The organism is Streptomyces sp. NPDC027185 (assembly GCF_055567035.1).
In genome coordinates, this window is record NZ_JBVHRF010000005.1 from 28,565 (window position 1) to 52,430 (window position 23,866).

At 73.5% G+C, this 23,866-nt stretch carries 26 protein-coding genes; 5 read left to right on the plus strand and 21 right to left on the minus strand.

The features are described from left to right. Positions 1 to 200 (plus strand): hypothetical protein (locus ACZ4M8_RS17420; protein WP_467608125.1); only part of this gene is annotated, 200 nt, incomplete at its 5' end. Positions 201 to 455: 255 nt separating this feature from the next. On the opposite strand, the gene ACZ4M8_RS17425 is transcribed toward ACZ4M8_RS17420, so the two are convergent. The 5 genes from ACZ4M8_RS17425 to ACZ4M8_RS17445 form a co-directional block, all read right to left on the minus strand. Then, positions 456 to 866, minus strand: coding sequence for a rodlin (locus ACZ4M8_RS17425; protein ID WP_467608127.1), 411 nt, complete (start codon positions 864 to 866; stop codon positions 456 to 458). A gap of 230 nt (positions 867 to 1,096) precedes the next feature. After that, positions 1,097 to 1,387, minus strand: coding sequence for a hypothetical protein (locus ACZ4M8_RS17430; RefSeq protein ID WP_467608129.1), 291 nt, complete (start codon positions 1,385 to 1,387; stop codon positions 1,097 to 1,099). A 272-nt stretch (positions 1,388 to 1,659) separates the two neighbouring features. Further along, a complete protein-coding gene (locus tag ACZ4M8_RS17435) occupies positions 1,660 to 1,893 on the minus strand; it encodes a chaplin (protein WP_467608132.1) in 234 nt (77 codons plus the stop codon). 364 nt (positions 1,894 to 2,257) lie between these two features. After that, complete coding sequence (locus tag ACZ4M8_RS17440) at positions 2,258 to 2,665, minus strand: rodlin (RefSeq protein WP_467609127.1); 408 nt, start codon at positions 2,663 to 2,665, stop codon at positions 2,258 to 2,260. 250 nt (positions 2,666 to 2,915) lie between these two features. Then, positions 2,916 to 3,164: a chaplin gene (locus ACZ4M8_RS17445; RefSeq protein ID WP_467608135.1), complete on the minus strand. Its 249-nt coding sequence runs from the start codon at positions 3,162 to 3,164 to the stop codon at positions 2,916 to 2,918. A gap of 329 nt (positions 3,165 to 3,493) precedes the next feature. Here ACZ4M8_RS17445 and ACZ4M8_RS17450 point away from each other — a divergent pair, with 329 nt between their 5' ends. Both ACZ4M8_RS17450 and ACZ4M8_RS17455 read left to right on the plus strand, forming a co-directional pair. Further along, positions 3,494 to 5,173: a bifunctional 3'-5' exonuclease/DNA polymerase gene (locus ACZ4M8_RS17450; protein WP_467608137.1), complete on the plus strand. Its 1,680-nt coding sequence runs from the start codon at positions 3,494 to 3,496 to the stop codon at positions 5,171 to 5,173. Positions 5,174 to 6,111: 938 nt separating this feature from the next. Further along, complete coding sequence (locus ACZ4M8_RS17455) at positions 6,112 to 6,993, plus strand: DeoR/GlpR family DNA-binding transcription regulator (RefSeq protein WP_467608139.1); 882 nt, start codon at positions 6,112 to 6,114, stop codon at positions 6,991 to 6,993. Between the two features lie 75 nt (positions 6,994 to 7,068). Here the strand turns inward: ACZ4M8_RS17455 and ACZ4M8_RS17460 are convergent, their stop codons facing one another. From ACZ4M8_RS17460 to ACZ4M8_RS17510, 11 genes are all read right to left on the minus strand, one after another. Then, complete coding sequence (locus tag ACZ4M8_RS17460; RefSeq protein WP_467608141.1) at positions 7,069 to 8,250, minus strand: acyltransferase family protein; 1,182 nt, start codon at positions 8,248 to 8,250, stop codon at positions 7,069 to 7,071. Between the two features lie 211 nt (positions 8,251 to 8,461). Beyond that, on the minus strand, positions 8,462 to 9,382 hold the full coding sequence (locus ACZ4M8_RS17465; RefSeq protein WP_467608143.1) for a glycerophosphodiester phosphodiesterase: 921 nt from the start codon (positions 9,380 to 9,382) through the stop codon (positions 8,462 to 8,464). 241 nt (positions 9,383 to 9,623) lie between these two features. Continuing rightward, on the minus strand, positions 9,624 to 10,892 hold the full coding sequence (locus ACZ4M8_RS17470) for a carboxylesterase family protein (RefSeq protein ID WP_467608145.1): 1,269 nt from the start codon (positions 10,890 to 10,892) through the stop codon (positions 9,624 to 9,626). Between the two features lie 316 nt (positions 10,893 to 11,208). Next, complete coding sequence (locus ACZ4M8_RS17475; RefSeq protein WP_467608147.1) at positions 11,209 to 12,246, minus strand: amidohydrolase family protein; 1,038 nt, start codon at positions 12,244 to 12,246, stop codon at positions 11,209 to 11,211. After that, positions 12,243 to 12,776 carry a 3-hydroxyanthranilate 3,4-dioxygenase gene (locus ACZ4M8_RS17480; RefSeq protein ID WP_467608148.1) on the minus strand — a complete coding sequence of 178 codons (534 nt, stop codon included), beginning with the start codon at positions 12,774 to 12,776 and terminating at the stop codon, positions 12,243 to 12,245. The genes ACZ4M8_RS17475 and ACZ4M8_RS17480 overlap by 4 nt, the downstream gene beginning before the upstream one ends. Positions 12,777 to 12,805: 29 nt before the next feature. Further along, the gene (locus ACZ4M8_RS17485) at positions 12,806 to 13,225 is read right to left on the minus strand and encodes a RidA family protein (RefSeq protein ID WP_467608150.1); all 420 of its coding nucleotides are present in this window, start codon (positions 13,223 to 13,225) and stop codon (positions 12,806 to 12,808) included. Continuing rightward, positions 13,222 to 14,067, minus strand: coding sequence for a 2-keto-4-pentenoate hydratase (locus tag ACZ4M8_RS17490; protein ID WP_467608153.1), 846 nt, complete (start codon positions 14,065 to 14,067; stop codon positions 13,222 to 13,224). Before ACZ4M8_RS17490 ends, ACZ4M8_RS17485 begins: the two co-directional genes overlap by 4 nt. After that, on the minus strand, positions 14,064 to 15,134 hold the full coding sequence (gene dmpG / locus ACZ4M8_RS17495) for a 4-hydroxy-2-oxovalerate aldolase (protein WP_467608154.1): 1,071 nt from the start codon (positions 15,132 to 15,134) through the stop codon (positions 14,064 to 14,066). Before dmpG ends, ACZ4M8_RS17490 begins: the two co-directional genes overlap by 4 nt. Beyond that, positions 15,131 to 16,072, minus strand: coding sequence for an acetaldehyde dehydrogenase (acetylating) (locus ACZ4M8_RS17500; RefSeq protein ID WP_467608156.1), 942 nt, complete (start codon positions 16,070 to 16,072; stop codon positions 15,131 to 15,133). The genes dmpG and ACZ4M8_RS17500 overlap by 4 nt, the downstream gene beginning before the upstream one ends. After that, positions 16,069 to 16,977, minus strand: coding sequence for a 2-keto-4-pentenoate hydratase (locus tag ACZ4M8_RS17505; RefSeq protein WP_467609128.1), 909 nt, complete (start codon positions 16,975 to 16,977; stop codon positions 16,069 to 16,071). The genes ACZ4M8_RS17500 and ACZ4M8_RS17505 overlap by 4 nt, the downstream gene beginning before the upstream one ends. Positions 16,978 to 17,015: 38 nt before the next feature. After that, on the minus strand, positions 17,016 to 18,494 hold the full coding sequence (locus tag ACZ4M8_RS17510; protein ID WP_467608158.1) for a 2-hydroxymuconic semialdehyde dehydrogenase: 1,479 nt from the start codon (positions 18,492 to 18,494) through the stop codon (positions 17,016 to 17,018). Positions 18,495 to 18,578: 84 nt separating this feature from the next. On the opposite strand from ACZ4M8_RS17510, the gene ACZ4M8_RS17515 reads away from it, so the two are divergent. After that, positions 18,579 to 19,511, plus strand: a complete 933-nt coding sequence (locus tag ACZ4M8_RS17515; RefSeq protein WP_467608160.1) for a LysR substrate-binding domain-containing protein — start codon at positions 18,579 to 18,581, stop codon at positions 19,509 to 19,511. Positions 19,512 to 19,645: 134 nt separating this feature from the next. On the opposite strand, the gene ACZ4M8_RS17520 is transcribed toward ACZ4M8_RS17515, so the two are convergent. Together ACZ4M8_RS17520 and ACZ4M8_RS17525 are read right to left on the minus strand one after the other, a co-directional pair. Continuing rightward, positions 19,646 to 20,455, minus strand: a complete 810-nt coding sequence (locus ACZ4M8_RS17520; RefSeq protein WP_467608162.1) for a hypothetical protein — start codon at positions 20,453 to 20,455, stop codon at positions 19,646 to 19,648. 85 nt (positions 20,456 to 20,540) lie between these two features. After that, on the minus strand, positions 20,541 to 21,029 hold the full coding sequence (locus ACZ4M8_RS17525; RefSeq protein WP_467608165.1) for a hypothetical protein: 489 nt from the start codon (positions 21,027 to 21,029) through the stop codon (positions 20,541 to 20,543). Positions 21,030 to 21,399: 370 nt separating this feature from the next. Between ACZ4M8_RS17525 and ACZ4M8_RS17530 the strand changes: the two genes are divergently transcribed. Continuing rightward, complete coding sequence (locus tag ACZ4M8_RS17530) at positions 21,400 to 21,840, plus strand: VOC family protein (RefSeq protein ID WP_467608167.1); 441 nt, start codon at positions 21,400 to 21,402, stop codon at positions 21,838 to 21,840. A gap of 204 nt (positions 21,841 to 22,044) precedes the next feature. Here ACZ4M8_RS17530 and ACZ4M8_RS17535 read toward each other — a convergent pair whose 3' ends face one another. The 3 genes from ACZ4M8_RS17535 to ACZ4M8_RS17545 all read right to left on the minus strand — a co-directional run bounded on the left by ACZ4M8_RS17535 (position 22,045) and on the right by ACZ4M8_RS17545 (position 23,762). Further along, positions 22,045 to 22,299 carry a hypothetical protein gene (locus tag ACZ4M8_RS17535; RefSeq protein ID WP_467608169.1) on the minus strand — a complete coding sequence of 85 codons (255 nt, stop codon included), beginning with the start codon at positions 22,297 to 22,299 and terminating at the stop codon, positions 22,045 to 22,047. Between the two features lie 275 nt (positions 22,300 to 22,574). Beyond that, positions 22,575 to 23,258: an MOSC domain-containing protein gene (locus tag ACZ4M8_RS17540; protein ID WP_467608172.1), complete on the minus strand. Its 684-nt coding sequence runs from the start codon at positions 23,256 to 23,258 to the stop codon at positions 22,575 to 22,577. 156 nt (positions 23,259 to 23,414) lie between these two features. Next, on the minus strand, positions 23,415 to 23,762 hold the full coding sequence (locus ACZ4M8_RS17545; protein WP_467608175.1) for an SCO0607 family lipoprotein: 348 nt from the start codon (positions 23,760 to 23,762) through the stop codon (positions 23,415 to 23,417). Between the last annotated feature and the right edge of the window lie 104 nt (positions 23,763 to 23,866).

Sequence of the window (23,866 nt, forward strand, 5' to 3'; positions counted from 1 at the left end):
TCCAATCTGTGTTCGCGCCGTGGTCGTTACCGGTCGCCATCGCCTGCGAGACCGCAACGGCCGAGAACCCGAGCATTGACACCTCGACGGCGGCGCGGGCCCAGTGCCGCTTTCCGGCGGCATACCCACGCGTCCGCAACCCCATCAATCCCGCGAACGCATGGGCATGCGCCCCTCCACACACCATGACCAACGAATGACCCGGACCGGCAACGGTCACATACGGATAACGATGCCGAGAATTCAGTACCGCATTTTCCGACACGTTTCCGGCAGTCCGAAATTACCTGCCCACATTCCCCGCGCAAGCATTCCGTAACCCCTACGCGCACACCTTCCGATATCCATATGCATCACCACACCGGAAACCTTCCGGAAGGAAGAGGGAGGGGGCAAAGGAAACCCGGACCGTCCGGAAGAAGGAAGGCCGGGCGGCCCGGGTCGGATCGCGCCGGTCAGCGGTTGCCGGCGCCGTTGGCCGAGAGGATCGGGATGTCGTCCAGAATGTGCGACAGCGCCTCGTCACCCTTCGTCTGGGTGGAGTTCTCGGTGCACTGCTGGTTCTGCGGCGAGGACAGCACGTTGATGTCCTGAACGGTGATCGGCACGAGGCCGATCAGCGAGCCGAGGTTCAGCTTGGCGGGCAGACCGATGCAAGGCTTGTTGAGCGAGCCCTGGATGAGACCGATCTGCGGGCTCATGTAACCGTACGTGGCGGAGTTGCCGTACGACTGCAGGGCGCCATTGCCGTTGACGGTGCTCGTACCGTGGTCGTTGCCGGTCGCCATCGCCTGCGGGGCGGCAGCGGCGCCGATTCCGACGATGGACGCAGCCGCGGCTGCGGTCGCCAGAGCCTTCTTGATCATTGATTGTCCTTCGTTTTCCGAGTTGCCCGGGGCCGGGCAACGTGCCCAACTTCGACCGGCCGGCCGAGTTGCGTTGATTCACTCGAATGAGCCAGCGTCCCCGATCCGCACTGCGGGATCGGAATCGCCGGGGAAGTACCCGCAGGAACACGGGGCATCCGGCGTCGCGAACCGGGAATTCTCCGGTGCTGAGCCTTCCCGCACCCGCCCGCCGCGCCCTGCGTACGGAATTACTTCCCGAGCGGCAGACCGCCGAGCAGCTTTCCGCCCTGGGTCGCCCCCGTGGCGCCACCCAGGACCTTCTTCGACCCGGACTTCGCCTTGTTCGCCGCACCCGCGACGGTGTCGACCAGCGGCTGGAGCTGGTGACCGTCGAGCTGTTCGCTGTGGAGCGCGTCGTTGAGGCCGCCGTTGAGGCTCATGCTCGGCATCGGCGGCTGCCCTTCCGCGAAAGCGGGAACAGCCGTGCCGAGAGCCATGACGGAACCGGCCAGAACGGCGGCGGACTTCGCGTACTTCACTGTGAACTGTCCCTTCCCGGGCGGTGTTCGACGGGGCGCGACATCCCGGCCGCGTGAGCATTCACTTCACTGCTCGGATCACCGCATTCCCTCTTCCCAACGATTCCCCGCACGCGGAGAAACCCCCGAACATGCGTCTCGCCCGGAATGCGCGCCGAACAACACGCAACGTTCCGTGAATGCGGCGAATTCGGGGCGGGGAACCGGTCGGCCCCGGCACACGAAATGTGTACCGGGGCCGACCGGGACAACGCGATCCGAAAAGCTCCGGATCAGTCGTTGACGCAGGTGTTGCCGAAGGCCGGGTTGAGCAGGCCGATGATGTCGATGGTGTTGCCGCACAGGTTGATCGGCACGTGGATCGGCACCTGGATGGCGTTGCCGGAGATGACGCCGGGCGAGTTCGCGGCGACACCGTTGGCACCCGCGTCGGCGAACGCCGGGGAGGCGGCACCGACGGCCATCAGCGTGCCGGCGGCAACAGCGGCGATCTTGGTGTACTTCACTTTGAGCCCTTTCCTGCAGCGGTTCGATAGCGCGCACGTCCTTCGTGCCGCACGGGCGCAAACCGCTCGCCCGTCACTCCGCTGCCGATATTGGTAACGATGTCCCCTCGCCTACGAAACTCCCGCGGAGAAGTTTTCGGAAAAATCGTCCGAATGGCCTGGACCGTCCGTCGATGGGCGCCGTGTTTTCACACAGCCCTGTCGCCAAAATGCCACCGCGGGACACATGTACGAGGGATTCGCCGAATAGGAATTCCTGCCGAGAGGGGTGATGCCGCCCCGCCACACACGTGCGGCGGGGCGCCGCCGGTCCGGTCCGCCCGGGAGGAGAGAACCAGGGAACCGGCCGACGGCTGACGCGGGATCAGCGGTTGCCGACACCGTTCGCGGACAGCGCCGCGATGTCGTCCAGGATGTGCGACAGCGGCTCGTCGCCCTTGGCCTGGGTGGAGTTCTTGGTGCACTGCTGGTTCTGCGGGTTGGACAGGACGTTGACGTCCTGAACGGTGATCGGCACCAGGCCGATGAGCGAGCCGATGTTCGCCTTGAGCGGCAGGCCGACGCAGAGGTCGTTCAGGGTGCCCTGGATCAGCTCCAGCTGCGGGCTCATCTCGCCCTTGGTCGTGGAGTTGCCGTAGGCGGTCTTGGCGCCGTTGCCGTTGACCGTGGAAGTGCCGTTGTCGTTGCCGGTCGCCATCGCCTGGGGGGCGACCGTCGCCGAGAGGCCGACGAGGGACGCGGCTACGGCCGTCGTGGCCAGGACCTTCTTGATCACGATTTACCCTTTCGAAGCGGAGTGCCCGTATCCGGAGCGTCCTGGACAACTTGCTTCACAGGGTGCGGTTTCGCCGGTTCACCCGAATGACGCGAAACCATAGGCAGATATCACCGCATCCGGGTGGCGTGGGGCGGTGGGCCGTGTCCCTCGGCCGGGAACGGCGAAGGCCGGCCCGGAACCGCGAGGTCCCGGACCGGCCTTCCTGGCGGGCGGTCCGCTTCGTACGAACGCCTGCCGGGGGGCGTCAGGCGTTGACGCAGGTGTTGCCGAAGGCCGGGTTGAGCAGGCCGATGACGTTGACGGTGTTGCCGCAGACGTTGATGGGGACGTCGACCGGGACCTGGATGACGTTGCCGGAAACGACGCCGGGGGAACCGACGGCGGCACCCTGGGCACCGGCGCCGTGGCCCGCGGCGGAGGCGACACCGGCACCGCCCATGACGGCGATACCCGCGGCGACGGACAGAACGGCGGCCTTGGAGACAAACTTCACGGCGAACCTCTTCACTGAAGCAGCTATCGGGACATGTGCGCGGCTGGGCGCCGCGCAGCCGCGTGGAGCGACAAGCTGTTCAACGCATGAACCGCCAACTGGTGGCGCCACTTTCGAGTGAATCCGGGGCAGGGGTGTTCGTAGGAATCCCGGTGGGTGACCCGCGCGGGCGTGCGGGGGTGCGTGCCCCGCGTGCGGGCGGGCGGATGCGGCCGTCCCCGGCTGCCGCGTGGCCGCGGACCGCACGGCGCTGTGCCCGCGAAGCGCGTGCGGACCGGTGAAATGCCTGGTCAGAGGCGATTGTCAGACCCTGGTGCGAGACTCACGGCATGAGATGGGCAGTGGCGGAGACGGACGACGGGGGTGTGCGTCTCTGCCCGCTCGCTCCGGACGGCAGGCCCGCCGGACCGGTGGTGCGGGAGCCGTCGCTCGCGGCGGCGGTGCGGGCCCGGCCCGGGGTCGAGCGGTGGGTGTGGCGCTCGACGCCCGAGCTGTACCGCGGGCTGCTGGCGGCGGGGCTGCGGGTGGAGCGGTGTTACGACGTCGAGGCGGCCGAGGCGCTGCTGATCGGGCACGAGGAGGGGCAGCGGGGGCAGCCGCGGTCGCTGGCGGCGGCGTGGGCGCGGCTGCGGGGGCTGCCGGTGCCGCCGGACACGCCGGTGCGGGCGGCCGACACCCAGCCGTCGCTGTTCGAGCCGGGCCCGGTGCCGTTGCCGCCGGGGACGGACGGGCTGACGGCGCTGGTGGAGGTCTACGCGGGTCAGGTGGCGCGTACCGAGCGGGCGGAGCTGCCGGAGCGGCTGCGGTTGCTGCTGGCGTCGGAGTCGGCGGGGATGCTGGTCGCGGCGGAGATGACGTACGCCGGGGTGCCGTGGCGGGCCGATGTGCACCGGGCGTTGCTGGACGAGATGTTGGGTGAGCGGTTCCCCGGCGGGCTGGAGCCGCGGCGGATGGCGGAGCTGGCCGAGGAGGTGTCGCGGGCATTCGGCGGGGCGCGGGTGCGGCCCGATCTGCCGCAGGACATCGTCCGGGCGTTCGCGGGCGCGGGCATCACGCTGAGCTCGACGCGGAAGTGGGAGTTGCAGCGGATCGACCATCCGGCGGTGGCGCCGCTGCTGGCGTACAAGGCGCTGTACCGGCTGCACACGGCGCACGGCTGGGCGTGGTTGCAGCAGTGGGTGCACGAGGGCCGGTTCCGGCCCGCGTATCTGCCGGGCGGGACGGTCTCGGGCCGCTGGACGACGAACGGCGGCGGGGCGCTCCAGGTGCCGAAGGTGGTCCGGCGGGCGGTGCGGGCCGATCCGGGGTGGCGGCTGGTGGTGGCGGACGCCGATCAGATGGAGCCGCGGGTGCTGGCGGCGATCTCGCGCGACCGCGGGCTGATGGAGGTGGCGGGCACCGGCCGTGACCTCTACGCGGATCTCGCCGCGCGGGCCTTCGGGGGCGACCGGGACCGCGCCAAGCTGGCGCTGCTGGGCGCGATCTACGGGCAGACGTCGGGTGACGGGCTGAAGCATCTGGCCGATCTGCGGCGGCGTTACCCGGCGGCGGTGGCGTACGTCGACGACGCGGCGCGGGCGGGCGAGGAGGGGCGGCTGGTGCGGACGTGGCTCGGGCGTACGTGTCCGCCCGCTTCGGTGGCGCCGCCGGAGGAGGCCGGGTTGCCGCAGGAGGAGGAGCGGGAGGGCGCCGGGTGGGGCGGGGGTGCGGCGGCGCGGGCGCGCGGCCGGTTCACCCGTAACTTCGTGGTGCAGGGCAGCGCCGCCGACTGGGCGCTGCTGCTCCTGGCCGGTCTGCGGCGCACGTTGCACGAGGCGGGTCTGCGGGCGGAGTTGGTCTTCTTCCAGCACGACGAGGTGATCGTGCACTGCCCCGCCGAGGAGGCGGAGACGGTCGCGGCGGCCATCGCGTCGGCGGCGGACGCGGCGGGCCGGCTGACGTTCGGCCCCACGCCGGTGCGGTTCCCGTTCACGACGACGGTGGTGGATTGCTACGGGGACGCGAAGTGAGGGGAAGACGCCTCGGCGGGCGGGCGCGGGACGAGGCCCCCGTGACCAGGTGCGGTGCCGGCGGGCCCGGGGCATCGCGTACGGCCGGAGCGGCGTGCCCGGCGCGGCCACGGCGCGGCGCGGCCACGGAGAAGCCGGCTCGGGCCGACGCGCCGGTCTGTGCGCCCGGGGCGAGGCGCCCGTAAAACGTGCGGGGCCGGCCCGGGGCATCGTGTAAAGCCCGTCGCGCACGGCCTGAACAGCGCGCCCGGTAGGGCCCGCGCACGGAAGGGACAGGCGTGGGCGGGAGGGGAGGTCGGAGGGGGTGGGCGGGGGTTCGGCCGTCGGTCCACAGGCCGCACGCCGATTCGAGGCACGACCTAAAATCCCGGGTAGGGGGCCGGCCGTGCTGAGGGCGGCCGACATCCGATCCGCGAAGGGACGACGCGTTGACCGACAGCGAAGGCAATCGGGACTCGGTCACGGACGGGGGCCCGTTCGGCCGGGCCCCGAAGACCGCGTCGCCGGGCCCGGCGGCAGGTCGGCGGAGTCCGGGAGCGGGCCGCCCGGAGGCGGAAGACCCCGGCACCGGCGCGCGGCCCTCGTCTGCGGAACCGCAGGCCACCGGCGCGCGGCCCTCGTCTGCGGAACCGCAGGCCACCGGCGCGCGGCCCCCGTCTACGGGCCCGCAGGCCACGGGCGAGGGCTCACCCACCGCGGGGACGGGCCGCCCCGCCGGGGTCCGGGCCCCGCGGCCCCCCGGCCCGGAGCGGGACCGCCCGCACACCTCCCCGGGACAGGCCGAGACCGGCGGACAGGCCCAGATCACCGGGCACCCGCAGCCCACCGACCGGGCGGAAACCACCGGACAGGGACCGGCCACCGCACGTACGGAAGCCACAGGCCAGGCCCAGGCCACCGGGCATACGCGGGACACCGGCCGGGGGGAAGCCGCCGAGGTGGCGCGGCACGCCGGGCGCACGCGCGACACCAGCCGTGCGGACCGCCCCGGGCAGGCACCGGCCGCCGGGCACTCCGCCGCCGGTGAGACGCCCGCCAAGCTCTCGCCCCGGGAGCGGCGGAAGCGGATCGCGGACCGGGTGCTGGCCGAGGGGCAGGTGACCATCGAGGAGTTGGTGCAGGAGCTGGGCGTCAGTCAGATGACGGTGCACCGGGATCTGGACACGCTGGAGCATCAGGGGTGGCTGCGGAAGGTGCGGGGCGGGGCGACGGCCGCGCCGAACGCGCTCTTCGAGTCCAACGCGCGGTGGCGGGGGAACGAGCAGGTCGCGGCGAAGGAGGCGATCTGTGCGGCGGCGCTGGCCATCGCCGAGCCGGGCCAGGCGGTGATCATCGACGACTCCAGTACGGCGCTGCCGCTGGCGCGGGCACTGTCCTCGCGCGGGGCGTACACCGTCATCACCAACTCCCTCCAGGTCATCAACGAGTTGGCGGAGGAGCCCGACATCCGGGTGATCGCGCTGGGCGGGGAGTACCACGCGGCGTTCAACGCCTTCCTCGGGATGTCCACCGCCGACAGCGCCCGCAGTTTCCGCGCGGATGTCGCCTTCCTGTCCACCTCGGCCGTCGACAACGGCCACTGCTACCACCAGGCGCAGGAGAACGTGCTGGTCAAGCGGGCGTTGATGGCGGCGGCGCGGCGGAAGGTGCTGCTCGTCGACCATTCGAAGTTCGGCCGTCAGGCGCTCTACGAGCTGGCGCCGCTCGCCGATTTCGACCTCGTCATCTCCGACGTACGGCTGCCGCAGGCGGAGCAGGACGCGCTGCAGTCGCTGGGGGTGCGCTACGAGTTGGTGTCCGAGGAGCCGCACCGGGCCTGACGCGGGCGGGCACACGGCAGGGCGCCCGCCGCCGGAGTGTTCCGGTGGCGGGCGCCCTGGTGTCCGCGGGCGGGGTCAGCGGCGGTGGCGGGCGGCGCCCACCGGGTCCTTCCTGAACGCCCAGTCCATCTTGGGTTCCATCGCGAAGCGGAAGACGCGTTGCACGGGCGGGGTGCACAGCAGGGTGATGACGGTGCCCGCGAGGAGGGTCAGCACGATCGCGCCCCACGGGGTGTGCAGCCAGGCGGCGTCGTACCAGTGCCAGAAGCGGGAGCCCTTGGCGAGGAAGCCGTGCAGCAGGTAGCCGTAGAGGGTGCCGGCGCCGAGAGCGGTGCACCACATCGTCCGGCCGGGGATCCAGGCGAAGAAGCAGGCGACGAGGACCAGCGAGCAGCCGAACATGGCGAGCGTCATGACGGCTCCGCTCCACCACGGGGCGTGGAGTTCCTGGGCGGCGTCGCGGTGGTAGAACCACGCGGCGTTCATCCGGGGCGCGGCCCAGTACGCGAAGAGCAGCGCGCCGGCCATGACCGGGACGGCGGCGATGCGGGCCCTGCGGTTGCGGACCAGCTTGAAGTGCTCGGCCTTGAGGTTCAGTCCGAGGACGAAGAACGGCAGGAACTGCAGCACGCGCTGGAGGTCGAGGTCGTCACCGATCTCCGGTGAGACGGAGGCGGCGACGGCGACGGCGAGCGCCAGCGGGACCGGCCAGCGGACGATCTTCCACAGCGGGGTCGTCAGCCGCCAGATGAAGAGCGCGACCAGGAACCACGTGAGGTACCAGGGGTCCAGGAGGCTGATGGGGTAGCCGGGGTCGTCGTTCGCCCACCGCTTGAAGAGCGTGTACGCCGTCTCGAAGAGGATGTACGGGACGGCGACACCGGTGACGAGCCGCTGGAGCCGGTCCTTGCGCATGTCGAAACTGCGCGAGAAGTAGCCGGAGATGATGATGAACGCCGGCATGTGGAAGGCGTAGACGGTGATGTAGAGGGCGGCGGCGGAGCGGCTGCCGTCCCGCAGCGGTTCCCAGGCGTGGCCCATCGCGACCAGCACGATGGCGAGGTACTTGGCGTTGTCGAAGAACGCGTCCCGCTGCTTCTTCGGCGCGGGCGCCGCGTCCTGCCGCGGTGCGGTGGGCTGCCGGGGAACGGCCGTCACGGCGGGCGGCGCGAGGACCGTGGCGGTGGCGCCGCCGCCGGTGGCCGGTGGGGGCATCGGCACCCGGCGGTCACCGTGGTCGGGTATGTCGTTCGTCAAGGGCCCTCCCGGTACGAACCCAGAGGAGGGGCAGGACGGGGAATCGCGCCGGGTGCCACATCGGAACCCATCGGCCTGATCCTGCGTCTTGCTACGTATGCGGGGGGCGTGGCGGCGTCGAACATCCCTGGCACCTTAGCTCTGCCGCGCGAATCTGGTAAATCCCCGCCTGTGCAGGCCCCGCAAGGGCCGGATACGGTCCGCGGGCACGTTATGCGACAACTCCGTCGATTCCTCGCACCGTGGCGGCGACGGCACCGGGGGCCGCCTCCGGGCCCCAGCCGCAGATCCGCAACGGGTCGCCGTGGGCGCCGCGCAGGCGGTGGACGGCGGCGGTCCAGCGCGGGGTGAGGCGGTCCATCGGCGGGTTGATGCCGTCGGTGAAGCGGGCGTAGCGGGCGGCGTCGCGCGGGGCGGGTGCGCCGAGGACGGCGGTGCGCAGCCGCGGTGCGAGGCGGTGGACGGTGCCGACGCAGCGGGCGCAGAAGCTCTGGACGATGAGGCGTCGCAGGTGGGCGCGGTCGAGCCAGCCTTCGGCGCGGAGCAGGTGGAGGGTCTGGGCCTCGATGCCGGGGTAGGCGGCGGGGCTTTTCAACTCCAGCAGCAGCGACTGGTGGTTGCGGTCCAGGCGGCGCAGATAGCGGTCGAGGGTGGGCACCCGCTCCCCCGCGAACCGGGCGGCGAACCAGCTTCCGGCGTCGAGCCGGGCGATCTCGGCGGCGGTGAGGTCGGCGACCCGCCAGGGGGCGCGGCCGGGCAGGGCGCGCGGGGCGTCGGTGGTGCGGCGCAGCGTCGCGTCGTGGACGACGACGAGCTGTCCGTCCCTGGTGCGCCGGACGTCGTTCTCGACCCAGGTCAGCCCGGCGCGGTGGGCGGCGTCGACGGCGGCGAGGGTGTTCTCCGGTGCCTGTCGCGACGCGCCGCGATGCGCGATGACCAGCGGGGACGCGACGGCGGCGGTCGGCGGGCCCGGTTCGCCGGCTCCGCCGGGGGTGTCGCGGGGGTGTGCCGCGGGGCGGGTGGCGGTGGTCCGGGGGCCGGGCCGGGCGGCCGGGGCGGTGAGGGCGGTGCCGGTGGCGAGGGCGGCGAGCAGGGCGACGGCGGCGGCGCGCCGTAGCGGTACGTGCGGCACGGTGCTGCCTCCAGCTCGTTCGCCCGGCGGACGGCGCCGTGGCGGCCCCGCCCCGTGCCGCGCCGCCGGGAGCCCGCACGGTCCCGGCGGACGGCACTCCTCGACGGTCGCCCGGGGACGGCGGCGGGGCGAGTCGGGGGCGGCTGTCCGGGGGGCGGGGAGGTTTCAGGAGGCGGGGCCGTCCGGCGGGGCTGGGGGCGAGGTTTCCGGCGGGGCCAGGAGGCGGGGCCGTCCGGCGGGGCTAGGCGGCGGGGGTTTCCGGCGGGAGCTCCGGGTTCCAGGTGATCGGGTGGCCCGCCGTCGTCGCCGGGTCGACGGCTCCTGTCCGTACGAAGCCGGTCCAGGCGCGGCGCAGGGCGCGGCCGAAGGTGTCGATGGCGGGCCAGGGGGCCCCGCCGAGCATCGGGGCGCCGCGCCAGGCCGCCTCGTCGCCGAGGAGGAGGGGGAGTTCCAGACAGTGGACGGCGCCGAAGGGGGAGCCCTCGGGGGCCCAGTCGAGGCGGTAGGTGGTGATCCGGGCGCCGGCGGCGGCGGATCGGGCGGTGAAGTCGGCGATCGGGCGGGCGAAGGCGGGGCCCTCGGCGGCGCGGGCGTCGGGGCGGGAGAGGCCGAAGGCGGTCAGTTCCTCGCGGTTCCAGCCGATGAGCAGGTCGATGCCGTCGAGGCCGGTGGCGGGCGGGGTGGCCGGGACGGGGTCGGCGCCGACGACGGGGGAGAACGGCGGGGAGACGCGGTTGCCGGTGCGCTGTGTGACGCGGGCGGCGGCGGCCGCGCGGGCGGTGAGGAGCGCGTCGTGCCCGGCGGTGAACGGGTCGCCGTCCAGGGACGCCAGGAAGTCGGCGCCCTCCGCCTCGGCCTCGGCGGGGGTGGTCTGGGCGGGGCCGAGGACCGGGCTCTGGAGGATGGCGCGGCGCAGCAGGCCCGGGGTGCCGGGGTGGCGCAGCAGTAGGGCCAGGGAGATCGCCCCGGCGGACTGTCCGGCGACGGTGACCCGGTCGGGGTCGCCGCCGTGCCGGGCGATGTTCGCCTGTACCCAGCGCAGTGCGGCGAGCTGGTCGAGGAGGCCGAGGTTGCCGGGGGCGACCTCGGGGTGGCGGAGGAAGCCGAAGGGGCCGACGCGGTAGCTGACGGAGACGGTGACGAGGTCGCCCTCGGCGCTGAGCCGGGCCCCGTCGTACCAGTCGAGGAGGCCGGAGCCGCTGGTGAAGCCGCCGCCGTGGAGGAAGACGAGGACGGGCCGGGGCGGGGCGGGGGCGGCCGGGGCGGTGATGCTCAGGTGCAGGCAGTCCTCGTCCTGCGGGAGGTCGTGGGAGGGCCCCATCACGGCGCGGAGCCGGGACGGTGGCTGCGGGCACATCGCGCCGGGCACCGGGACGTCGGTCCCCGCGGGGACGGTCACCGGTGGCCGGAACCGTGCGGCGGTGGCGTACCGGAGGGGCCCGGTGCGGCGGACCGGGACGGGCCCCCGGTCGGTGGGGATGTCGACGGGGTGTCCCGGTTCGCTGTTCACGCGCGTGTCTCCTTCGGTGCAGGGGGCGTTGCCGCCCGCACCGGAGCCGGCTCCGGGGCGTTCCCGGTGGGTGCCCCGCGGCTCCTGGTGGACGGCGGCCCGTACAACGTACGGACCCCGGCGGTGGCCCTGGTGACGAGGGCGGTGTCACCGGGCGGTCCGTGCGGCCCCGGTCCGGTACGGCTCCGGTCCGGCGAGGGCCGCGGCCCGGCCGGTGTACGGGGCCCGGTGGCCGGCCAGCCCCGGGGGAGGCGGGGCGGGCCGGCCACCGGGGCATGAACACCAACTCCCCTCGAATAGCGGGGAGTTGGCGACGTCAGCCCGGTCCCAGCCCCAGGAACCGGCGGGCGTTGCCGCCCAGGATCGCCGCGCGCTGGGCCTCGTCCAGGAAGTCGGAGCGGTGGACGACGGCGCCGACGGGGCGTTCGCCCAGGGGGTAGGGGTAGTCGCTGCCGACCATGACCTGGCTCGCGCCGAGGGTGTCGACGAGGGTGCGCAGGGCGGCGGGTTCGAAGACGACGGAGTCGACGGAGAAGCGGTCGGTGTAGTGCGACGGCGGATGGGCGGAGGTGGCGATGATGTCGGCGCGGCGGTGCCAGGCGTTCTCCAGACGGCCCAGCCAGAACGCGAACGAGCCGCCGCCGTGGGCGAAGCAGATCCGCAGGGTGTCGGGGACACGGTCGAAGACGCCGCCGAGGATGAGGGCGAGCACCGAGAGGTGGGTCTCGGCGGGCATGCCGGTCAGCCACTGGGCCATCCAGCGGTCCAGGCGCGGGGAGGCGGCCATGTCCCAGGGGTGGACGAAGACGGGGGCGCCGCGGTCCGCGCAGTGCTGGAGGAAGGTGATGACGCCCTCGTCGTCGAGGTCGCGGTCGCCGACGTGGTTGCCGATCTCCACGCCGAGGTGGCCGTTGGCCAGGCAGCGGTCGAGTTCGCGGCAGGCGGCGTCCGGGTCCTGGAGGGGGACCTGGGCGAAGGGCAGCAGCCGGTCGGGGGCGGGGGCGCAGATCTCCAGGGCGAGGTCGTTGAAGATCCGGGCGACCTTGGCCGCCTGGTCGGCGGGGCGGGCGTAGTTGAAGAAGACCGGTGTCGGGGAGACGACCTGGGCGTCGATGCCGTCGGCGGCCATATCGGCGAGGCGGGTGCCGGCGTCCCAGCAGTCGGCGCCGATCCGGCGGAACTCCCGGGAGCCGACCATGATCATCGCTTCGCGTTCGGAGGTGACGCGGAGCGAGGGCCAGTCGGGGGCGGGCCCGGCGGCGGTCGTCAGATCGGGCCAGCCGCGGGGGACGTAGTGGGTGTGGATGTCGAAGCGGGTGGCGCCGGGGAGGGCGCCGGGGGTGGTTCTGTTCACGGTGCGGTTCCGCCCTTGCCGGGGTGCAGGGTGCCGCAGGCGCGGCAGGTACGGGCTGCGGTGTCGCCGTGGAAGGCGGCGAAGACCGGGGGAAGGTCGCGGACGATGTCGCGGACCTGGAGTTCGACGTCGTGGACGAGGGCGTGGCAGGCGGGGCAGTACCACTGGAAGCGTTCCCGGGTGCCCTCGTCCCGGACGCGTTCGACGACGAGGCCGACGGAGCCCGCCTCGGGGCGCTGCGGGGAGTGCGGGACGCCGCCGGGCAGCAGGAACATCTCGCCCTCGCGGACATCGATGCGCCGGGGCCGGCCGTCGACCATGACGTTGACGTGCATATCGCCCTTGACCTGGTAGAACCACTCCTCGTAGGGCTCCAGGTGGTAGTCGGTGCGGGCGTTGGGCCCGCCGACGACCTGGACGATGAAGTCGCGGCTGCCGTCCCAGATCTGCCGGTTGTTCACGGGCGGCCTGAGGTCGTCGGCGTGGTCGCGTACCCACTGGGCGAAGTTGATGACCGGGGGCAGGTGCATCGGCACTCCTCGGGTTGGCGGCAGGGCGGTCACGGCCGGGCGGGGCGGTGGGCGATGCCCTGGATCTCGATGAGCAGGTGCGGATGGGGGAGTTGGTGCACGGCGACGGTGGTGCGGGTGGGTCCGCGCTCGTCGAAGTGCTCGGCCCAGACGGCGTTGTAGCCCGCGAAGTCGTTCATGTTCACCAGGTACGTGGTGACCTGCACGAGGTCGTCGAGGGTGGCGCCGGCGGCGGCCAGTACCTCGCGGACGTTGGCGAGGACGGCGCGGGTCTGTTCGCGGATGTCGAGGGTGGTGGCGCCCAGGTCGTCGGCGGTGGCGCCGGCGATGGTGTTGTCCGGCCTGCGGCTGCTGGTGCCGGAGAAGAACACCAGGTCACCGGCGGTTTTGACGTGCGGGAAGCGGCCGCGCGGGGTGGCTTTGCCGGGGACGACGATGCCGTCGCTCATGGGGTGGTCCTTTCCGTTGCGGCGCCGCCGTCACCGGTGTCCCCTGCCCCCGCGACCGTGAGGGCGGCGCGGCCCAGTCCGGTGACGGTGGCCTCGATGTGGCTGCCGGGGGTGAGGGCGACGGCGGGGGTGGCGGCGCCGGCCAGCAGGATGTCCCCGGCGCGCAGCGGGTGGCCCAGTTCGCGGGCGCGGCGCAGGGCGGCGTGGACGGCGCGCAGCGGGTGGCCGAGGATCGCGGCGGTGGACCCGGTCTCGGCGGTGCGACCGTCGATCTCCAGCCGGACGCCGCGGTTGGCGAGGTCCCCGGCGTCGGCGAGCGCCGTCCAGGGCCCGAGGACGTAGCCGGCGGCGGAGGTGTTGTCGGCGACGACGTCCTCCAGGGCGAAGCGGAAGTCGCGGTACCGGCTGTCGATGATCTCCAGGGCGGGGGCGACGGCGTCGATGACCGCCTCCGGGTCGACGGCGGCGTCCTCGGGCCGGACGTCGGCGGCGAGCCGGAAGGCGACCTCCGGTTCGACGCGCGGGTGGACGTAGCGGTCCAGGGCGACGCGGGCGCCGTCGGGCAGCCGCATGGCGTCGGTGAGGCGGCCGAAGATGACGTCGAAGACGCCCATCTGGGCGGCCTTGGTGCGGCTGGTGAAGCCGAGTTTGACGCCGCTGGGGCGCTCACCGCGGGCGGTGCGGCGCCCGACCAGCAGCCGCTGGACGTCGTACGCCGCGTCGAGGGTGAGCGGCGCGGTGGCGGTGAGCTGGGCGACGGGGGCGGCGTCGGTGGCCGCGGCGTCCAGCACGGCGGCGGCTTCGGCGGGTTCCCACCTCAGCTCGGCGGCGGCGGAGTTCATACGGCGGTTTCCTTCCGGGCGGCGGCCAGGTCCAGCGCCACATCGGTGATCATGTCTTCCTGGCCGCCGACCATGCCGCGGCGGCCGACCTCCAGCAGCAGGTCGCGGACGTCGAGTCCGTGGCGGGCGGCAGCGCGTTCGGCGTGCAGCAGGAAGCTGGAGTAGACGCCCGCGTAGCCGAGGGTGAGGGTTTCCCGGTCGACACGGACCGGGCGCTTCTGAAGGGGGCGGATCAGGTCCTCGGCGGCGTCCTGGAGGGCGAAGAGGTCACAGCCATGGCGCCAGCCCTGGAGGGTGGCGACGGCGATGAACGCCTCGATCGGGCAGTTCCCGGCGCCCGCGCCCTGTCCGGCGAGGGAGGCGTCGACGCGGCGGACGCCGTTCTCGACGGCGACGACGCTGTTGGCGACGGAGAGCGAGAGGTTCTCGTGGGCGTGGATGCCGATCTCGGTGGCCGGGTCGAGGACGTCGCGGTAGGCGCGGACCCGGGCGGCGACGCCGTCCATGGTCAGGCGCCCGCCGGAGTCGGTGACGTAGACGCAGTGGGCGCCGTAGCTCTCCATCAGGGCGGCCTGCCGGGCGAGGCCCGCCGGGTCGCTGAGGTGACTCATCATCAGGAATCCGGAGACGTCCATGCCCCTCTCGCGGGCCCAGGCGATGTGCTGGGCGGCGACGTCCGCCTCGGTGCAGTGGGTGGCGATCCGGACGCTGCGGACCCCGGCGGCGTGGGCGCGGCGCAGGTCGGCGAGGGTGCCGATACCGGGGAGGAGCAGGGTGGTGAGGCGGGCGCGGGTCACGACACCGGCGGCGGCCTCGATCCACTGAAGGTCGGTGTGGGCGCCGTGCCCGTAGGTGACGCCGGAGCCGGCGAGGCCATCGCCGTGCGCCACCTCGATGGCGTCGACCCCGGCGGCGTCGAGGGCGGCGGCGACGGCGGTGACCTGCGCGGTGGTGTAGCGGTGGCCGACGGCGTGCATACCGTCCCGCAGGGTGACGTCCTGGACGTAGAGGGCGGGCGGGGCGTCCGGGGCCGGACTCATCGGGTCCGTCGGGCTCATCGGGCTCATCGGGCTGCCGCTCCTTCCCGGCGCCGGGCGACCAGACATTCGGCGGTGCGCAGGGCGGCGGAGGTCATGATGTCGAGGTTCCCGGCGTACGCGGGCAGATGGTGGCCGGCGCCGGTGACCTCCAGGAACACCGACACCTGGGTGCCGCGGAAGGGCCCGCCGGTGCCCGGTACGAACGGTTCGTCGACCGGGGTGAACTGCACCTCCTGCTTGAGGCGGTAGCCGGGCACGTACGCGCGGACCGCGGCGGTCATCGCGGCGACCGACCGGCGGACCTCCTCCTGGGCCGCCGCGTCGAGCGCGCCGGTGAGGCAGTGGACGGTGTCCCGCATGACGAGGGGCGGTTCGGCGGGGTTGAGGACGATGATCGCCTTACCGCGGGCGGCCCCGCCGACCTGTTCGAGGGCGGCGGCGGTGGTCTCGGTGAACTCGTCGATGTTGGCGCGCGTCCCGGGCCCGGCGGAGCGGGACGCGATCGACGCGACGATCTCCGCGTAGTGGACGGGGGCCACCCGGGAGACGGCGGCGACGACCGGGACGGTGGCCTGACCGCCGCAGGTGACCATGTTGACGTCGGACGCGTCGAGGTGGTCACCGAGGTTGACGGGCGGCACGACGTACGGGCCGAGCGCGGCGGGCGTGAGGTCGACCATCGCCTTGCCGGTGGCGCGGACGGCCTCGGCGTGGCGGGCGTGGGCGGCGGCGGAGGTGGCGTCGAAGACCACCTCGACCCCGGCGAACTCGGGCATCCGCAGCAGTCCGTCGATGCCCTCGGCGGTGGTGGCGACGCCCAGCTGACGGGCGCGGGCGAGTCCGTCGGACGCCGGGTCGATCCCGGCGACGGCCGCGACGTGCAGCGTGCCGGAGAGCCGGTCGATCTTGATCAGCAGGTCGGTGCCGATGTTCCCGGAGCCGATGATCGCGGCGGGGGCGGTCACGAGGTGCTCCTTCCGGTGGTGCGGGGTGCGGCGGCAGGACTGTCAACAGGCTTGCCGCGCACGACAGTTGAGGACTCCGGGCGGTCACCGTCCGGCGCGCACGGCTCCCGTACGAAGTCGGCGCGGACCTCCCCCAGCCCGTCCAGGCGGGCGCGGAACACGCCCGGTCCGGTGACCGGCACCATCGGGCCGAGCGCCCCGGACAGGACGAGGTCCCCGGCGCGCAGCGGGTCGCCGCGGCGGGCCGCCTCGCGGGCGAGCCAGACGACGGCGGCCACCGGGGAGCCCAGGCAGGCGGCGCCGGAGCCGGTGGAGACGGTCTCACCGCGGTGGTCGAGGGCCGCGCCGAGACCCGGCAGGTCGACGGCGGCGAGCGGGCGCGGGGCGGTGCCGAGGACGACGGCGCCGCTGGAGGCGTTGTCGGCGACGGTGTCGGTGATCCGGATGTCCCAGCCGGCGATCCGCGAGTCGACGATCTCCAGCGCGGGCAGCAGGAAGTCGGTCGCCGCGATCACCTCGGCCGCCGTCACCGACGGCCCGTCCAGATCCGCGCCGAGGACGAACGCGACCTCCGCCTCGATCCGCGGCTGGAGGAAGCGCCGCAGGTCGAGCGGTTCCCGGTCGGTGTGGACCATGTCGTCGAGCAGCACTCCGTAGTCCGGCGCGAAGACGCCGAACTGCCGCTGTACGGCCGGGGAGGTCAGCCCGATCTTGTGACCGGCCCGGCGCGCGCCGTCCGCGAGGCGGCCCTCGCGCACCGCCCGCTGCACCGCGTACGCCGCGTCCTGGTCCCAGCCGCCGATCAGCTCCCGTACGGGGGCGCAGGGCACCCCGGTGGCGGCGGCGTGGCGCAGCCGCTCGGCGGCCTCGGCGATCTCGGCGTCGGTGGCCCGCCCGGCGATCAACTCACCGCAGTACGCGTCCTGCTGAAGTTCTCGCACGGTCACAGCTGCACGCACACGTTCGTCGGCTCGGTGTAGAAGTGGAGGGAGTGGGTGCCGCCCTCGCGGCCGATGCCGGAGAGTCCCGAGCCGCCGAAGGGCGACCGCAGATCGCGCAGGTACCAGGTGTTGACCCAGGCCATCCCGGTCCGCATCTTCTGCGCGACGCGGTGGCCGCGCTCCAGGTCCCGGGTCCAGACGCAGGACGCCAGCCCGTACCGCGAGTCGTTCGCCAGCCGGACGGCCTCCTCCTCGGTGTCGAACGGGATCAGCCCGGCCACCGGCCCGAAGATCTCCTCCCGCATGGTGCGGGAGGTGTGCGCGAGGCCCGTCCACAGCGTCGGCTCGATCCACGCGCCGCCGTCCAGCTCCGCGCCCATCTCCGGCACACCGCCCCCGGCCAGCACCTCGGCGCCCTCCTCACGGGCGAGGGCGAGGTAGCCGAGGACCTTCTCGCGGTGGGCCCGGGAGATCAGCGGGCCGGTGGTGGTCGCCGGGTCCTCGGGGCGGCCGGGGCGCAGGGCGCGGGCGCGCTCCGCGAGGCCCGCCGCGATCTCGTCGAAGACCGGCCGCTGGACGTAGACGCGCTCGGTGCACAGACAGACCTGCCCGGTGTTGGTGAACACCGACCGGGCCAGCCCGTCCACCGTCCGTGCCACGTCCGCGTCGTCGAAGACCAGCGCGGCGTTCTTGCCGCCCAGTTCGAACGAGACGGGCCGCACGCCCGGCGCCGTCGCCCGCATGATCTCCGTACCGGTGGCGGACTCGCCGGTGAACGTCACCCCGTCCACGTCCGGGTGCCCGGCGAGGAACGCGCCCGCGGAGCCCGGTCCGAAGCCGTGCACGACGTTGCAGACGCCGTCCGGCAGCCCGGCTTCCTTCAGGATCTCCGCGAGCAGCGTCGCGGAGGAGGGCGTCAGCTCCGACGGCTTGACGACCACGGCGTTGCCGCAGGCCAGAGCCGGTGCGAGCTTCCAGGTGAGGAGGAGCAGCGGGAGGTTCCACGGCACGATGACGGCGACGACGCCGAGCGGCCGGCGGACCGCGTAGTTCAGCGCCGTCCGCCCGCCGGGCAGCTCGGTGAGGAAGGAGTCGAGCCCGGCGGCGGAGACGGTGTCGGCGAACGCCCGGAAGTTCGCGGCGGCGCGGGCCACGTCCAGGTCCCGGGCCATCGCCAGCGGCTTGCCGGTGTCGGCGACCTCGGCGGCGACCAGTTCGTCGGCGCGCCGGTCGATGACGTCGGCGATCCGCCGCATCAGCTCGGCGCGCTCAGGGACGGTGGTGTCGCCCCAGGGGCCGGACAGGGCGCGGCGGGCGGACCGGACGGCGACGTCGACGAGGGTCTCGTCCGCCTCGTGCACCCGGCCGGTGAGCGCGCCGTCCACCGGGCTGAAGCGGTCGAAGGAGCGCACGCCGTCCACGAAGGCGCCGTCCACGAAATTGCGGATCTCCCGCACGGGGAGCGAAGTGCTGCGGCTCATGCGCCGAGGCTAGGGAGCACCGGCCATGCCTGAATAATGCTCTTTGCGTTCCCCGTGATGCCCCTACGGGCATAACGTGACCCCATGGAGAGCGAGAAACTGCTCGACGGCCGCCTGAAACTGCGCCACCTCACCCTCGTCACCGCCATCGCCGACCAGGGCAGCGTCATCCGCGCCGCGCAGGAGCTGCACATCACCCAGCCCGTCGTCACCCGCGCCCTGCACGAGCTGGAGACGATCCTCGGGGTGCCGCTGTTCGAACGGCACCACCGCGGGGTGACGCCGACGCTGTACGGGGAGTCGTTCGTCGGCCACGCCCGCGCGGTCCTGGCCCAGCTGCGGCAGGCGGGCGCGGAGCTGGGCCATCTCGCCGCCGGTCACCTCGGCTCGGTCACCGTCGGCGTCCATCTCGCCGGGTCCAACCTGCTGCTGCCGCGCGCCATCGCCGCGCTGAAGAAGGCCCATCCGGCGGTGACCGTCGTCGTCCGCGAGGCCACGCCCGACACGCTCCGCGCCGGGGTGCTCTCCGGTGAGATCGACCTGATCGTCGGCCGGCTCTCCGGCCAGCCGCCGCGCCGCCTCACCCAGGAGCAGCTCTACCGCGAACCGGTCCGCCTCACCGCCCGCGCCGGCCACCCCGTGCACCGTCTGCGCCACCCGTCCCTCGCCGAGCTGCGCCGCTACCCGTGGGTGCTGCCCGTCGACCGCACCTCGCTCCGCGCCGAGCTGGAGCAGCTCTTCACCCACGCCGACGTCGAACTCCCCGACGACCGTGTGGAGTGCACCTCCATGCCCACCCTCCGCCACTTCCTGCTGGCCACCGACGCCCTCGCCGCCCTCCCGCTCCTCATCGCCACCCAGGACCCCGACCTCCGCCTCATCGACACCCCCCTGAAATCCATCAACCAGGCCGTCGGTCTCACCCGCCCCGCCGACCGCCCCCTCTCCCCCGCGGCGGACACGTTGCGCACCCATCTGCGGCAGGAGGCCCGGGGGTTGGCGCGGTTGGTGGAGTAGGGGCGCTCGCGCGGGGCGGTCGGCAGCGGGGCTTCGCCGCTGCGCGAGGGCGGGACCGTGCGGCAGCGGCAGGGCTCAGCGGGCGGGCCCCGCGCAGCCGGACAGGGGCGGCGGCGTCCCGCGCCGCCGCTCTCTCAGCCCTCCGAGGAGACCGTGACGAGGACCGGACCCGACGCCCCCGTCACCGCCCGGATCGCGTCCGTGAACACCTCCGTCGTCCACGCGGCGACATCCGTCGACCACTCCCGCACCCCGCACCGGAAGGCGAGCGCCGGACGCATCCCCTCGGCCTGCACCACCCCGGCGAGCGGACGGGCGAGCCCCGGGGCCGTCACCCCGGCGGGCTTGAGGGACGCCACCGTCATATGGCCGTACGTACGCTCCAGCGCCGCCTCCCGGATCCCGTCGGCCCGCCCGGCCAGGCCCGCCGACGGCAGTGCGGACACGGTGACCGTCAGCGTGGCCGCACCGGCCGGATCGGCGAGGGCGAACCAGTCGGCCGTCTCGGCGAGTTCGGTGCGGGCGTCCCCGGCGCGGTGCAGCGGTACGAGGGCGTGGGCGCCGGTGAGGCGGACGGCGCCGACGCGGCGCAGCGCGTCGGCCAGGACCGTGACGGCGGGCAGGAGCGGAAGGCGGCGGGCGCGCCGCTTTTGCCCCGGGACGGCCGCCGGCCTCGGCAGCGACGCGTGCAGCCAGGCCAGCTGCCGGACCTGGCCGTCCTGTGTCCAGTCGCCGTCCGCGTCGTGGTGGTCCCAGAGGTTGTCGGCGGGCGGGTCGGTCAGGGCGGTGGAGCTCCAGCCGAAGGCGGCCGCCCGCTTCACCGCGAGCCCGAAGACGTCCTCGTCGAGGTCGAACTCGGCGTTCACCCGGTCGATCCAGGGGTGCCGGTCCAGCACCCCGTGCAGTCCCACGATGAAGGTGGCGTCCGGACCGGCGTCGTTCATGGTCGTACTCCTGGATCGAGCGGGGGAAGGGCGGGCCGGGGGCGCCGCCACGGTGGAACCGCGACGGCGCCCCCGGCTCAGGGAATCAGACGCCGCACTTGACCGTGACCGGCTTGGTGTACGCCTTCTCCGGCGAGTCCGGCACGCCGATGAGGTCGACGTCGATCTTGGTGCGCCACTGGTGCCTGCTGCTGTTGGCGCACTTCTTGCGCGCGACGACCCGGCGGGCGCTGCCGCCGTTGCCGGACTTGAGGTTCTTCGCGTTCTTGGCGACCGAGTGCCACTTCTTCCCGGACTTCATCTGCAGCCAGATGGTCACCTTGGCCTTGGTGCCGGGCCCGCTGACATGGGTCCACCAGGCGTGGGCGGAGGCCGTACGCGGCGGGGTGCTGGAGATGTGCACCCGGTCGCCGTTGGTGATGAAGACGCCGGGGCCTCGCGCGCCGGCCGGCGCGGCCTGCTCGGTGGCCAGGGCGGTCGGGTCGGTGGCCGGCGCCGCCGTCGCGGGGGCGACGGTGCCGCCCAGCAGCGCGGTGGCCAGCGCCGCCGACGTGATGAGAGTGCGCATGCGCATGGTCTGGTGTCCTCCGTTGGTCATGGTGCCGTGTGGGCGGGAGGTACCGACGGTGGGCAGGACTGACGTTTCCCCGGCATGGCGGACGTACCGCCCCCGCGCCGGTCGAGCGCAGGCGTATGACAAGGCGTCAGCCCCGAAAGCATCCCCGTGATCCCCGTTCCCCGTAGGCGGCCGGCAGGAGCACTGCCGTCCGCGCCCGCCCATGCTACGGAGTGATCACCCGGCGGCGCCATCACATAAACCGCTCCGGTCACCGCCACCGGACCGGTCGCCCGGACGGCCGGGAGAGGCCGCCGTCCGCCCGTACGGCTCACCCGTACGCCTCCGGAGCGGGCCGGTTGTCAGTGGCCCGCCCTACGATCCGTCCATGACTGTTCAGCGGATGGACAACGTCGGCATCGTCGTCGACGACATGGCGGCCGCCCAGGCGTTCTTCACCGAACTCGGCCTGGAGCTGGAGGGCACGGCCCCGATCGAGGGCCCCTGGGTGGACCGCATCCTCGGCCTCCCCGGCGTCCGCACCGACATCGCGATGATGCGCACCCCCGACGGCCACTCCCGCCTCGAACTGACCACGTTCCACACCCCGCCCCCCGTCACCCCCGCACCCGCGCCCCCGCCGCCGCACACTCTCGGCTTCTGCCGCCTCATGTTCGCCGTCGACGACATCCGGGACACGGTGGCCCGCCTGCACACCCACGGCGGCGAACTCCTCGGCGAGATCACCCGGTTCGAGGACGCCTACCTGCTGTGTTACCTGCGAGGACCGGGCGGCGTGATCATCGCGCTGGCGGAGGAGCTGGGGTGAGGAGCGGCGCCCGGGGAGGGAGAGCGGGGCTCGCCGCGGGAGAGGTCCCGCACGTGGCGGCGCCGGGGCCCGCACCTCGGCGGCGTACCCGAGCTTCCCGTCCGCGGGCCGCAGCCTGCCGCCCGCCGGACCGCCCCGCCGCCGGACGCGCCGCGAAATGAGCGAGTCAGGCCGCCCGGCGACCTGACTCACCCCCCCCTGGGATCAGCCCGCGTACGTGCCGCGGTAGCCCACCGGACCCTCACCGGGGAACTGGGCGGTCCCCTGGAAGTTCTGGCCGTCGTCGAAGAACGTCACCGAGCCCTTGCCCTCGTCACCGCTCCAGGTGACCGTGGTGCCCGTCGAGGGGCGGGCGTTCTCGGGGACGGGCTGGTTGCGGTTCGCGATGCTGATCGTGAGCGGCTGGTCCGGCTGCCAGCCGCCGCCGCCCGTCGAGATCTCGGTGTTGTACCTGGCCATGAAGTCCTCCTCGTTCCGTAGCCGTCCGGGCGTCCGTACCGCGCCCGCACCCCTACGTTCGCCGCCCGCCAACTGCCGTAACCGTCAAGCGAGTTGACCGCAACGCCAAACCACTCCTGTGAAGGAGACACGCCGTGGGGCCCCGGGAGGCGGGTTGACGCGCGTTTCCCTTCGGGCGGGCGCCCGCCCCCGGGCGGACAGTCCCACCGGCCCAGGAGGCCACTCCCGTCCCGGAGACCTGACCCGAACGGCGCGGCCCGGCGCCCCGAGCGACCTCACCCGCCCGCGCCGCCCTGCCGCCCCTCGACGCGGTTGCGCGCCGACTCCCGTACGTGCTCCGGAAGTTCGGCCACCGCCAGCAGCCGCGGCAACAGCTCCGCGTCCGTCATCACCGCGCGGAACGTGTACCCGACGCTCACCCCGTGCGCGGGCCGGTGCACGACCGCCACCGGGTCACCGGCCCGGATCTCCCCCGGCGTGATCACCCGCAGATACGCGCCCGGCAGCCCGGCGCTCGTGAACCGCCGGTTCCAGCCGCTCCGCCCCATCCATCCCTGGAACGTCGCGCACGGAAGCCGCGGGCACGAGACCTCCAGCACCACGTCGGCGCCGACCCGCCACCGCTCCCCGATGACCGCCCCGTTGACGTCGATCCCGCAGGTGGTGAGGTTCTCCCCGAACGCCCCGTTGGCGAGCGGCACGCCCAGCTCCCGCTGCCAGCCGTCCAGATCCTCCCGCGCGTACGCGTAAACGGCCTGGTCGGCGCCCCCGTGGTGCGCCACGTCGTACGCCCGGTCACCGGCCAGCCCGACCGCTCCCGCCCCCTCACGCACGGGAGCGGCGACGGCCACCGGCCCTTCCACGGGCCGCTTGTCGATGCCCGTGCGTCCACCGGTCCCCTGCTTGCCCTTCCAGGGGTTGGGACGGGGCCTGCCTACATTGACGGAGAGCAGCTTCATACCCGGACGGTAGGACGAGGGCCACGCGCGGGCCAGTCCTTTCCCGGGCGACCGCCCGCCGGGACGCACCACGCACGGGACGCCGTTGCGCACACCGCGCACGGACCCGCCGGGACGCCACCGCGGGCGGGCGGCTCACCGGCCCGGGCGCCGGGCTCACTTCTTGCCGGGCACCTTCACGATGTCGCCCTTCTCGTCGACGGTGTGCGTACGCCAGTAGACGTCCCACTTGTCGTCGACCTTCTGCGGCACCTTGCCCTCGGGATACCGCGTGTACCCCTTCGGCGGCTTCTCCCCGTTCCTGACGCACGCGGAGCCGGTGCTGCCCACGGTCATGACGGGATACTCACCGTCCCCGCAGACCGCGTCCGCGAGCGGCGACGCCCCGGAACACCCCGCCAGCACCGCCGCGGCGGCGGCCCCGATCAGCGTGGCGGCGCCACAACGGCCCCGGCGACGCCGGGAAGCGGAACGGAAACGGCTGGTGCCGGATGTCACGGTCATCTCCAAAGGCTCGTACGGTCTCTCCCCCACCCTCTCCCACCTCGGACGGCGGGGGCGGGCGGGTCCTGGGGATCCGTACCCCGAACATGGCGGGCGTCCCGGGC

Excerpts from the sequence above, each read along its gene's own strand:
- ACZ4M8_RS17425 (WP_467608127.1), bottom strand. The coding sequence starts at position 866 with ATGATCAAGAAGGCTCTGGCGACCGCAGCCGCGGCTGCGTCCATCGTC.
- ACZ4M8_RS17490 (WP_467608153.1), bottom strand. The coding sequence starts at position 14,067 with ATGAACTCCGCCGCCGCCGAGCTGAGGTGGGAACCCGCCGAAGCCGCC.
- ACZ4M8_RS17450 (WP_467608137.1), top strand. The coding sequence starts at position 3,494 with ATGAGATGGGCAGTGGCGGAGACGGACGACGGGGGTGTGCGTCTCTGC.
- ACZ4M8_RS17485 (WP_467608150.1), bottom strand. The coding sequence starts at position 13,225 with ATGAGCGACGGCATCGTCGTCCCCGGCAAAGCCACCCCGCGCGGCCGC.
- ACZ4M8_RS17480 (WP_467608148.1), bottom strand. The coding sequence starts at position 12,776 with ATGCACCTGCCCCCGGTCATCAACTTCGCCCAGTGGGTACGCGACCAC.
- ACZ4M8_RS17525 (WP_467608165.1), bottom strand. The coding sequence starts at position 21,029 with ATGCGCATGCGCACTCTCATCACGTCGGCGGCGCTGGCCACCGCGCTG.
- ACZ4M8_RS17510 (WP_467608158.1), bottom strand. The coding sequence starts at position 18,494 with ATGAGCCGCAGCACTTCGCTCCCCGTGCGGGAGATCCGCAATTTCGTG.
- dmpG (WP_467608154.1), bottom strand. The coding sequence starts at position 15,134 with ATGAGCCCGATGAGCCCGACGGACCCGATGAGTCCGGCCCCGGACGCC.
- ACZ4M8_RS17535 (WP_467608169.1), bottom strand. The coding sequence starts at position 22,299 with ATGGCCAGGTACAACACCGAGATCTCGACGGGCGGCGGCGGCTGGCAG.
- ACZ4M8_RS17515 (WP_467608160.1), top strand. The coding sequence starts at position 18,579 with ATGGAGAGCGAGAAACTGCTCGACGGCCGCCTGAAACTGCGCCACCTC.
- ACZ4M8_RS17545 (WP_467608175.1), bottom strand. The coding sequence starts at position 23,762 with ATGACCGTGACATCCGGCACCAGCCGTTTCCGTTCCGCTTCCCGGCGT.
- ACZ4M8_RS17520 (WP_467608162.1), bottom strand. The coding sequence starts at position 20,455 with ATGAACGACGCCGGTCCGGACGCCACCTTCATCGTGGGACTGCACGGG.
- ACZ4M8_RS17530 (WP_467608167.1), top strand. The coding sequence starts at position 21,400 with ATGACTGTTCAGCGGATGGACAACGTCGGCATCGTCGTCGACGACATG.
- ACZ4M8_RS17540 (WP_467608172.1), bottom strand. The coding sequence starts at position 23,258 with ATGAAGCTGCTCTCCGTCAATGTAGGCAGGCCCCGTCCCAACCCCTGG.